The organism is Sphingorhabdus sp. (assembly GCF_044338195.1).
Lineage (GTDB): Bacteria > Pseudomonadota > Alphaproteobacteria > Sphingomonadales > Sphingomonadaceae > Sphingorhabdus_B.
The window spans coordinates 59,867-70,605 of sequence record NZ_JBIIMC010000010.1 but is presented as its reverse complement, the minus strand read 5'-3'; the positions used below and the strand labels follow the sequence as shown (position 1 = coordinate 70,605).

Sequence of the window (10,739 nt, the reverse complement as noted above, 5' to 3'; positions counted from 1 at the left end):
AACCCAACACGAAACCGGCCCGCCGAGGCGGGCCGAACGATTGTGTTACTTGCGAAGGCCGAGCTTCGCGATGAGTGCCGCGTAACGGTCACCATCGATTTTTTTCAGGTAATCCAAAAGCGAACGACGCTTGTTGACCATCTGAAGAAGACCACGACGCGAATGATTGTCCTTGTGGTGGTCTTTAAAGTGGCTGGTCAGCGTATTGATACGGTCAGTCAGGATTGCAACCTGCACTTCTGGTGATCCGGTATCATTTGGCTCGCGTGCGTGCTCTTTGATGACCTGTGCTTTACGTTCTGCAGTAATTGACATATTTTTCCTTCGAACATCATAGAGTTAGGTTAAAGCCACGGACGGTTTTCAAAGCACCGTCGATGTTCTCCACCAGTGCAATAGGCCGCAAATCTGCGTCCCTCGCCCAATGTAGCCCATCTTTCATGGCAATCCCGGTCAAGACGCGACCCTGTTGGATCGCCCTTGCCTGTTCCGGGGAGAGATCAAGAGCCGGGATGTCGACCAGCCCTGCCTCTATCGGCAAGATAATGTCTTCTTGGGCTGCCCCTTGGCCGAATGCATTGAGTTTGTCCAGCGAAATCGCGCCATTCAGGGCGAACGGCCCCGCACGCACGCGGCGCAGCATAGAGACATGGCCGACGGTCCCCAAAGCATAGGCAATATCGCGCGCCAAGCTGCGGATGTACGTGCCTTTGGAAACGTCGGCAGTCAGGGTGACCGATCCCAAAAGCGCGTCACCCTGAACTGGATTTGAAACAGGTTCAGCATGACAGATGGTGAGTTGATAGACCGTCACGGCCCGCGACTTCATCTCGACCACTTCCCCTGCCCGCGCCAGATCATAAGCGCGTTTGCCATCGATTTTGATCGCGGAATAAGCCGGCGGAATCTGCTCAATCGGCCCTGTGAACTGCGCCACGGCTTGCTGCACCAGTTCCAACGTGGGCCGCACGTCCGAAGTTGCAACGATCTCGCCCTCGGCATCTAGGCCGCTGGTCTCTGTCCCAAAGCAGATGGTAAAATCATAGGTCTTGGACGCGTCGAGCATCCGGCCACATAATTTGGTCGCTTCACCCAATGCGATGGGGAGAACACCGGTGGCAAGCGGATCAAGCGTACCGCCGTGCCCAACCTTGACCTTGCCAAAGCCGGCAGAGCGCAAGTTGCGCTTTACGGCTGCAACGGCCTGCGTTGAACCCAGCCCAAGCGGTTTATCAAGGATGATCCAGCCATGCATGCCCGCCCTTTAGGGCGCGGTGTAGCATCAAGTCAATTTGAAGGCGCCGCAGCATCCTTGCCTGCGGCCAACAATGAGAGCATGGTTTTTTTCATCATAGGCCAGACGATATGCCTTTCTGGATGAACGGCACATAAAAAGTCAGCCTAGGCCACGCGCCTCGTTAAAATGCTTTCGGCACATCGCGACGTAACGATCATCACCGCCGATTTCGGTTTGTGCGCCATCGACAACGGCTTTGCCGGTCTCATCAACGCGCAAATTCATCGTCGCTTTGCGACCGCAGTCACACACGCCTTTTAATTCAACCAAGCTGTCGGCGATGCCGAGCAATGCAGCGGAGCCGGGGAAAAGCTCGCCCTGAAAATCCGTGCGCAAGCCATAGCAAACGACCGGAATACCGGCCTTGTCGGCCAAACTTGCTGCCTGCCAAACCTGCTGCTTGGTCAAAAACTGCGCTTCATCGATCAACACGCACGCAAGCGGCGTCTCTGCGTGCTTGGAGAGGACTGCGTTTTCGATGTCCGTGTCGCTTTCAAAGCGGCTTGCATCGCCAGCGAGACCAATGCGCGAGCTGATAGCGCCAAAACCCGGGCGATCATCAATAGCGGCGGTCCAAAGCATCACCTGCATGCCGCGCTCGCCATAATTGAATGCAGCCTGCAGCAATGTAGTCGATTTGCCCGCGTTCATCGACGCGTAATAGAAATATAGCTTGGCCATTATTCTGCGTCGTCGGTCAAATCTTGTTGCACCTTGGGCTGCGCCAACAAGCCTTCGATATGCGTGGCTTGGTCGAAGCTATCATCGGCCAGAAATTTCAGCTTTGCCGCATATTTCATGCTCACGCGCGAGGCGACTTCCTTTTGAAAGAACGCCGTATTGGTGCGCAGTGCCTTCAGCACCTTTTCTTCATTTGCGCCCAACAGCGGCTTAATGAATGCCGTTGCATGGCGCAAATCCGGGGACATGCGCACTTCGGTCACGCTGACGCTGTGGCTGTTGAGCACATCATCATGCACTTCGCCGCGCGCGAGCAGTTCCGACAATATGTGCCGGAATTGTTCGCCTACGCGCAGCAACCGCACGGAACGGCCCTCGGTACCAGTATCGTTATGTTTGGCCATACAGCTCCCCTTTCAGGTTCGAGCTAAGCTCACAACGTCCGTTCACGTTCCTCGACTTCAAAGACCTCGAGCATATCGCCTGCCTTGACGTCGTTGGTATCCGCCAACACGACACCACATTCGAGACCAGCACGCACTTCGTCGATATTGTCTTTGAACCGGCGAAGCGAAGCAATCGTGGTTTTCGACACGATGACGTCCTCGCGGGTAAGACGTGCATGAAGGCCCTTTTTGATGATGCCTTCGGTGACCAGCAAACCAGCGGCCTTGTCGCGCTTGCCGGACTTGAACACGTCCTTGACCTCTGCACGTCCGACGACGGTTTCGATGATTTCCGGACCAAGCTCGCCCGCCATTTCCTTGGCGATGTCTGCCGTCAGATGATAAATCACATCGAAATATTTCAACCGTACCCGGTCACGCTTCGCAAGCGCCGCAGCCTTGCTGTTCGGACGCACGTTAAAGCCAATCAGCGGCGCATTGGACGCGGCAGCAAGCAGCATATCCGATTCCGTGATACCGCCAACGCCAGCCAACAGAACGCGAACCTTGATCTCGTCTGTGGAGATATTGTTGAGCGCAGTGACAATTGCTTCGACCGAACCCTGAACATCGCCCTTGATAACGACAGGATATTCCTTCGCCCGCGTCGCGGACAAATTGTCGAACAGGTTTTCAAGATTTGGCGTGACTTGCGCCGTACGCACCTTCGTTGACTGTTCCTTGCGGTACAGGGCAACTTCGCGGGCACGCGCTTCGTTTTCCACGACGGTCAGAACGTCACCAGCAGATGGCACACCCGTCAGGCCGAGCACTTCGACCGGCGTAGCCGGGCCTGCTTCGGGCACCTGCTGCCCCTTGTCATTAATCAACGCGCGGACCTTGCCGCTTTCTGCGCCAACAACAAAGATATCGCCACGCTTCAACGTGCCGCGCTTCACCAGCACGGTCGCAACAGCGCCGCGGCCCTTATCCAACTGTGCCTCAACCACCACGGCTTCCGCCGCACGATCAGGGTTGGACTTGAGCTCCATAACTTCAGCCTGAAGCGCCAACTTGTCGAGCAAATCGTCCAAGCCGGTTTTCTTAAGCGCGGAGACTTCCACGTCCTGAACATCGCCGCCCATCGCTTCGACAATGACTTCATGTTCAAGCAGACGTTCACGCACCTTCTGTGGGTTGGCGCCTTCCTTGTCGATCTTGTTGATCGCAACAATCATCGGCACATTGGCTGCCTTGGCATGCTTAATGGCTTCAATCGTCTGCGGCATCAGGCCGTCGTCTGCTGCAACCACCAGAATGACGATATCGGTAACCGAAGCACCGCGCTGGCGCATTTGCGTGAACGCTTCATGGCCCGGTGTATCGAGGAAAGTGATGAGCGAGCCATCCTTTGTCTTCACCTGATATGCACCGATATGCTGCGTAATACCGCCGGCTTCACCCGAAACGACATTTGCGCCGCGCAAGGCGTCGAGCAGCGATGTCTTACCATGGTCGACATGGCCCATGACCGTCACGACAGGCGGACGCGCCTTCAACGTTTCTGGGGCATCAACATCTTCGTCATGAACGATGTCAACGTCAGCGTCGGAAACGCGGGTGATGTTGTGGCCAAACTCTTCGACGAGCAATTCCGCCGTATCTTGGTCGATAGTCTCGTTGATGGTGACGGGCATGCCCATTTTGAACAGTGCCTTGACCAGGTCGCTGCCCTTTTCCGCCATACGGTTGGCCAATTCCTGAACGGTGATTGTTTCAGGGACGACCACGTCACGGGTCTGCTTGACCTGTGCCTGACGGTTACCGCCGCCATGCAAACGCTTTTCCTTTTCACGCGCACGTTTCAGCGCAGCGAGGGAACGGGCACGCGCACCATCATCGCCCTCAAGCGCGCGGGTAACGGTGAGCTTGCCCGACTGACGGCGATCATCCGCTGCGCCGCGCGTTGGGCGGTGCGGCGCTTTTTTGATCTCTTCACGCTCGCGCTCTGGGCGCTTAGGCGCTTCAACGGGTGTAAAGCGACGCGGCGCAGGTGCTGCGCCATCGTTGTTGATTTCTTCCGCAACAGGTTCAAATATTTCAGGCTCAACAGGCGCTACAGCGGCTGGCGGCGGTGGTGGAGCGGCGGCTTCCTCACGATTGGCTTGCGCGCGTTGGCGCTCCTCTTCGGTGCGCTGTGCACGCTGCTCGGCTTCACGGCGGCTGCTTTCTTCCAGCATGGCCAAACGCGCTTCTTCAGCTTCGCGAAGCAGCTTCGCCTGACGTTCCTGACGGCTCAGCATGTCATTGCCCGTCGGACGCGGCGCTGGTGCAGCCGGAGCCGGCGCAGGTGCGGCCGCGACAGGCGCAGCGGGTGGTGGCGAAGGAGGAGGTGGCGCAGCGACTTCAGCCTCAGGCGCGTAACCGGGCTTACCGACAAGCTTCTTGCGCTTAACCTCGACAACAACTTTGTTTGTGCGGCCATGGCTAAAGGTCTGTTTGACTTCACCGGACTCGAGCGAGCGGCTCAAAGTGAGCGGCTTGCGCGTTAATGTCGGTTTATTGTTGGTATCATCACTCATCGAAACAGAACCCGTCCTTACTCAGTCAATTGCGGAGACGTCAGAAATATGGCCCCGCACGTCCGCAACCGAAGCTGCGGAATCGAGGGGCGCATTACTGCATCCTTTGAAATTTAGCCAGCGTCCAAGATGATACATCACCCTCTCCGCTGCTTTTTGGTCAATCAATGCGACATGGACGGCGTTTGACCGTCCAAGCGCTGCAGACAATGCGTCACGGTCAACAGGCAGTTTCAAACCACCCTTGCCGGTGCCTTCGGCATCCTCTCCAACGCGCCACGCCTGGTCGCGCTTGCCACTGCCGTCGGCGCTGGCATCGGCAGCATGCAAAAGCAACCGAACCTGCCCGCTGCGTGATGCAGCATCGATCTTCTCGGCACCCAAGATAAGGTGCCCTGCACGCGCTTCCAAGCCAAGCCGGTCGAGAAAAGCCTTTTCAAGGCCGCGGTCAATGCGCCCGCTCAGGTCATCAATGATGTCAATCTTGTCGGTTTTGAAGGCACGGCGTAGCAAGCCGGCAAGCTTGCCCTTTTCCTGCGCCTTTGTCAGTTCTTCGCCAGATACGCCAATCCACGCGCCACGGCCCGGGGCCTTGGCAAACAGATCAGGCGCGATGCTTCCATCGGGGCCGAGGGCAAGCCGGATGAGCTGGGCACGAGTCCCATGCTCACCTGACAATATGCACTTCCTTATTGGGGAGTGTCGGTTCTCATTGGGAGTCGTCCGCTGCAACCGCGTCCTCCTCTATGATATCCGAAGCTGGCGCGCTGTCTTCGTCGTCGAACCAGTGTGCGCGTGCGGCCATGATGATTTCATTGCCTTGTTCTTCAGACAATCCGAACACCGCCAAGACGCCAGCCTTATCTTCCGTACGATTGCGGCGCATTTCGCGGTCGTTCCGTTCGTTACGGCGCGGCTCACGTGCCTTTTGGATCAGCTCGTCCGTCGCCAAGTCAGCGAGATCATCCAGCGTCTTGATGCCGGCCTTACCCAATACGACGAGCATCGCTTCGGTCAGAATGGGCAGTTCCGCCAGTGCGTCTTCAACACCCAGTTCACGACGCTCAGTCCGGTTGGCTTCCTCGCGGCGATCAAGCGCTTCTTGTGCGCGGCTCTGCAGCTCTTCCGCCAGACCTTCGTCAAAGCCTTCGATGGCAGCGATTTCGGACGGATCGACATAAGCAACTTCTTCAAGTTCGCTAAAGCCTTCAGCAACCAGAAGCTGCGCCAAGGTTTCGTCCACATCCAGCTCTTGCTGGAACATTTCGGAGCGCTCAACGAATTCTTTCTGACGCTTTTCGTTCGATTCTGCTTCGGTCATGATGTCGATGCCACGGCCGGTCAGCTGCGAAGCCAAACGGACGTTCTGGCCACGACGGCCAATGGCAAGACTCAACTGATCGTCAGGAACGACAACTTCGATGCGGCCTTCTTCTTCGTCGATGACAACGCGGCTCACGGTCGCAGGCTGCAGCGCGTTTACGATGAACGTCGCTGTATCTTCCGACCATGGAATGATGTCGATTTTCTCGCCCTGCATTTCCTGAACGACGGCCTGAACGCGGCTGCCCTTCATACCGACGCATGCGCCGACGGGATCGATGCTGCTATCGTGGCTGATAACACCAATTTTGGCGCGGCTGCCGGGGTCACGCGCAGCGGCCTTGATTTCGATGACGCCGTCGTAAATTTCAGGAACTTCCTGTGCAAAAAGCTTCTTCATGAAGTCAGGATGCGCACGGCTCAAAAGGATCTGCGGGCCACGATTTTCGCGCTGCACCTTCATGATCAGCGCCCGGACGCGGTCGCCACCACGGACAACTTCGCGCGGAATTTGCTGGTCACGGCGGATGACGCCCTCGGCGCGACCGAGGTCGACAACAACATGGCCGAACTCAACCGACTTTACGACGCCAGTGATAATTTCACCGGTGCGGTCCTTAAACTCTTCAAACTGACGCTCGCGCTCTGCATCGCGCACCTTTTGGAAGATAACCTGTTTTGCGGACTGCGCATCGATACGGCCCAGATCAACAGCTGGCAGCGGGTCAACGATAAAGTCGCCAACAACGGCGCCCTTTTGCAACTTGTCTGCCTGCTTCAGGTCAACCTGCTTGAAGTAATCTTCGACATTTTCAACAACTTCCACGACGCGCCACAGGCGAAGATCGCCGGTCTGCGTATCCAATTTCGCGCGAATGTCATTTTCCGCGCCGTAACGTGCACGGGCAGCGCGCTGGATGGCTTCTTCCAACGCCTCAATGACAATAGCCTTGTCGATCATCTTTTCGGCAGCAACCGCATTGGCAATTGCAAGCAATTCAGCCTTGTTCGCGGCAATCGTGTTAGCCATGTTCTTAGTCTTCCTGTGCTTCGTCGTGAATGGGATCTGCCTCAACTTCGTCGGCCCCATCGCTGTTGATGGGGGCAGTCGACGCAATCAGGCGGTCTGTCAAGAGCAGCTTGGCGCTGCCCATATTGGAAAAGGCGAATGTCAGCCGTCCGGATTTGCGGTCATCGACATGAATATTGTCACCGTCGACGCCAACAATATCGCCACGGATATTCTTGCGTCCATCCATTGGCTCGGCCAGCTCCACCTTCACCTCATGGCCTGCCCAGTCGGTAAAATCGGCCAGGCGGGTTAAAGGCCGGTCAATGCCGGGCGAGCTAACTTCAAGTCTGTACGCTTCGACAATTGGGTCAAGCTCGTCGAATTTGTCGGATATACGATGCGACAACGCCGCGCAGTCATCGATGCCAAGCTGCCGCGTATCGGGGCGCTCGGCCATCACCTGCAAGGTTGGCTCGTCGCTGCCCTGCCCGCCGGTTTCAAACCACGCGACACGCACCAGCGCAAAGCCGAGCGCTTCTGCTTCGGGTGCGATCAACGCGGTCAGTGTATTGAGGTCAGGCAAATTCAGTCTTTCTTGTACGGCATGCAAAGCTTCTGGCTGCCAGCACCGAGTGGCGCTAGCCCTTCCAAGTTCTCACAATGTAAGGATGACAGCCGTATAGCGCGGAACTCTCTTATATGCAAGCCTCTTGCATATCCACCGGTCAGTACCCAATTGCATTAAGCGGATATTTGAGGAGCACGTATACATGTCGAAATTATCATTCCTAATTGGCGCGTCTTTTTTGGCAGCGGCCTGCCAGCCATCCGTAAGTGATGCAGCGCCCACCGATAATACATCCCAACCGTTCGATGTCACGGTGATGGCGGACTTTGAAGAGCCTTGGGCGATGACATTCGTTCCCGGCACGCCATATGCGCTAGTGACGGAGAAGAAGGGTAAGCTGAAGCTTTGGAAAAAGGACAGCGCAGCTGTCGACGTCACGGGCGTGCCCGCAGTCGCCTATGGCGGGCAAGGCGGACTTGGTGATGTCATTCTCCATCCCGACTTTGCGAATAACAAGTTCGTTTATATCAGCTTTGCCGAAGCAGGCGAAGGCGGGTTTGGCGCAGCTGTCGCGCGCGGCAAGCTCGATCTTTCAGGTAACGCGCCGACATTATCCGACGTTCAGGTGATCTGGCGTCAGGAACCAAAGGTTTCGGGCCAAGGCCACTTTGGACACCGTTTGGCATTTGGACCTGACGGCATGCTGTACATCAGCAGCGGTGACCGCCAGAAATTCGATCCTGCCCAAGATCTCAACCAAAATCTCGGCAAAATCGTCCGTCTGACCGATGGCGGTATGGTGCCATCGGACAATCCCTTTTACGACCAAGGCCGCGTGAAATCGCAAATTTGGTCCTATGGACACCGCAATCCGCTGGGCATCGCCTTTGATGCGCAGGGACGTTTGTGGAACCAGGAAATGGGACCTGCAGGTGGCGACGAGCTAAACCTTGTCAGGAAAGCCGCCAATTATGGCTATCCCACCGTGTCCAACGGCAATCATTATGACGGCCGTGACATACCCGACCATTCTGCGGGCGATGGTTTTGAAGCGCCGAAGCTATCCTGGAACCCTGCGATTTCGCCCGGCGGCCTGATGATTTATTCGGGCAATATGTTCAAGGATTGGAAGGGCAGCGCATTTATAGGCGGCCTTGGCGCAAAAGCGTTGGTCCGCGTAAAACTGGATGGCGAGAACGCGACCAAGGCTGACCAATGGAATATGGACGCCCGCATTCGTGAAGTCGAACAGGGTCCAGACGGCGCCATCTGGCTGCTTGAGGACGAGCGTGCCGGATCGCAGGGCCGTCTGTTGAAGCTAACCCCAAAGAAGTAAACCGTGCGGCGGCGCTTAAGGCGCCGCCGTTACTGTTCCTGTAAGGTCCGCAAGAAACGAGCGGACGCGCTTCGCATTCATACCCAGATCGCTTATCCCGACCCGGCTGACCGATCGCATATCGACAATGCTGCCCTCGCCGGTTTCAGAGGGACGAACGCGCAGCACCACATCATCCTTAAACCGAAAGAACGCGCTGGTCTCGGTTGCCTCAAGGTGCCCTTCCTCAAGTAACGATATAGCAATGTCCCAACCGCGCGCTTTGGCAAGACGTTCCGCCTTGGCGATAACCACGGGAACCGGGTCATTACTGCGTACCGAGCGAATATCGCCATAAGCTTTTTGGTGCACCAGTGCCCAACGTTGCAGAGGTGTGAGGCCCCTCATATCTTTATCATCAGCGCCGGGAATATTGTCGAGGTTGTCGGCGCGCAAGGTCAAGGTCTGAAATGCCGGGGGGTCTGCCAAATCCGTCGAGACATCGTGGATCGCAGGCACGGTCAATGCCTTCATCAAAAACGTTCCAACCCATCCCACATATAGGAGCGCAACAAGCATACCAATCCATCGACGCGCACGCGGTGGCGGGTTGATAGCTTTACGCACGCGCCAGCCTTGCACTGCGCCGATCAATATCGCGCCAAGGCCCAGCAAAAACGCCCCGGCCACGCCCTTCAATCCAGATGTATATTCCCAATAACCCCAACCGGTTCCAACGGCCGACACAAGCCCCCACAAGAGCGCGCCAACGCCAGCGGCTAGGACAACATAACCCCAATAGTCGATCTTCTTAAGAACGGGCTCGCCGGGCTGCGGGGAGGCCGGAGATGCTTGCGCATTATTGGTATCCTGAGGGATTTCTTGATCGTTCACCATTTTCTCTCCTGCGCAGCATATTGCGACTGGTGCAGGCTAAACGATGTTCCAACCAAACGCAATTTGCCAAGATGATATGTTAACATCATCGATAATCGATTGGACAAATGCTGGCTGCAATGACAGGGGGCCGCATATGTTTCGTCCAACATCCCTCTTGTCTGATTAATCATGCACGCAACGGCCCTCTCGAACCTTGCCGATGGCGTTGTAGACGCACTGCTGGATGATGCCTTTGGCCTCGACCGCCATCAACGCACCGCTTATCTGCTGCGTAAGGGCATGCAGGCCATTGACCATTTGTCGCTCGGCATCTTGGACGGCGATGAACTGGTGGGAAGCGTTCAATGTTGGCCGATACGTGTCGGCGACGCTGCGTTAGTTTTGGTCGGCCCGGTCGCGGTCGCCAGTCACCGTCAGAATGCCGGCATTGGGACACGGCTCATGCAGCTGATGCTCGACGCCATGCAGGCCAACGATGCACCGTTGGTGATGATTGGCGACCCTGAATATTATGGGCGATTTGGATTTACCGCTGAACGCACATCGGGTTGGACTTTGCCCGGCCCGTGGGAGCCACGCCGACTTTTGCTACGCAACCCGGCAATGCTGGCCTTGCCTGAACATGGCGCACTTGGTCCAGCCGACTAAGCTTTGACGACCGTCCGCTTTCGCCGT

11 protein-coding genes are annotated in these 10,739 nt (G+C 56.6%); 2 read left to right on the top strand and 9 right to left on the bottom strand.

What is annotated here, in order from left to right; genetic code table 11:
- Positions 1-45 precede the first annotated feature (45 nt).
- The 8 genes from rpsO to rimP form a co-directional block, all read right to left on the bottom strand.
- Positions 46-315, bottom strand: a complete 270-nt coding sequence (gene rpsO, locus ACIQZK_RS04765; protein WP_183940457.1) for a 30S ribosomal protein S15 — start codon at positions 313-315, stop codon at positions 46-48.
- A gap of 16 nt (positions 316-331) precedes the next feature.
- Entirely contained in the window at positions 332-1,255 is a 924-nt protein-coding gene (gene truB / locus ACIQZK_RS04760; protein ID WP_397575128.1) for a tRNA pseudouridine(55) synthase TruB, read from the bottom strand.
- Between the two features lie 141 nt (positions 1,256-1,396).
- The gene (locus ACIQZK_RS04755; RefSeq protein WP_397575127.1) at positions 1,397-1,978 is read right to left on the bottom strand and encodes a thymidine kinase; all 582 of its coding nucleotides are present in this window, start codon (positions 1,976-1,978) and stop codon (positions 1,397-1,399) included.
- Positions 1,978-2,382 (bottom strand): 30S ribosome-binding factor RbfA, encoded by a 405-nt coding sequence (gene rbfA / locus ACIQZK_RS04750; protein WP_183940442.1) that lies wholly within the window; start codon positions 2,380-2,382, stop codon positions 1,978-1,980. The genes ACIQZK_RS04755 and rbfA overlap by 1 nt, the downstream gene beginning before the upstream one ends.
- Before the next feature lie 29 nt (positions 2,383-2,411).
- The gene (infB, locus tag ACIQZK_RS04745; protein ID WP_397575126.1) at positions 2,412-4,946 is read right to left on the bottom strand and encodes a translation initiation factor IF-2; all 2,535 of its coding nucleotides are present in this window, start codon (positions 4,944-4,946) and stop codon (positions 2,412-2,414) included.
- Between the two features lie 21 nt (positions 4,947-4,967).
- Positions 4,968-5,624 carry a DUF448 domain-containing protein gene (locus ACIQZK_RS04740; RefSeq protein ID WP_397575125.1) on the bottom strand — a complete coding sequence of 219 codons (657 nt, stop codon included), beginning with the start codon at positions 5,622-5,624 and terminating at the stop codon, positions 4,968-4,970.
- A gap of 31 nt (positions 5,625-5,655) precedes the next feature.
- A complete protein-coding gene (gene nusA / locus ACIQZK_RS04735; RefSeq protein ID WP_397575124.1) occupies positions 5,656-7,299 on the bottom strand; it encodes a transcription termination factor NusA in 1,644 nt (547 codons plus the stop codon).
- A 4-nt stretch (positions 7,300-7,303) separates the two neighbouring features.
- A complete protein-coding gene (rimP, locus tag ACIQZK_RS04730; RefSeq protein ID WP_183940434.1) occupies positions 7,304-7,864 on the bottom strand; it encodes a ribosome maturation protein RimP in 561 nt (186 codons plus the stop codon).
- Positions 7,865-8,051: 187 nt separating this feature from the next.
- Between rimP and ACIQZK_RS04725 the strand changes: the two genes are divergently transcribed.
- On the top strand, positions 8,052-9,185 hold the full coding sequence (locus tag ACIQZK_RS04725; RefSeq protein WP_397575123.1) for a PQQ-dependent sugar dehydrogenase: 1,134 nt from the start codon (positions 8,052-8,054) through the stop codon (positions 9,183-9,185).
- A gap of 15 nt (positions 9,186-9,200) precedes the next feature.
- Here ACIQZK_RS04725 and ACIQZK_RS04720 read toward each other — a convergent pair whose 3' ends face one another.
- Entirely contained in the window at positions 9,201-10,061 is an 861-nt protein-coding gene (locus tag ACIQZK_RS04720; RefSeq protein WP_397575122.1) for a DUF1499 domain-containing protein, read from the bottom strand.
- A gap of 171 nt (positions 10,062-10,232) precedes the next feature.
- Here ACIQZK_RS04720 and ACIQZK_RS04715 point away from each other — a divergent pair, with 171 nt between their 5' ends.
- Positions 10,233-10,712 (top strand): GNAT family N-acetyltransferase, encoded by a 480-nt coding sequence (locus ACIQZK_RS04715; protein ID WP_397575121.1) that lies wholly within the window; start codon positions 10,233-10,235, stop codon positions 10,710-10,712.
- Positions 10,713-10,739: the final 27 nt, after the last annotated feature.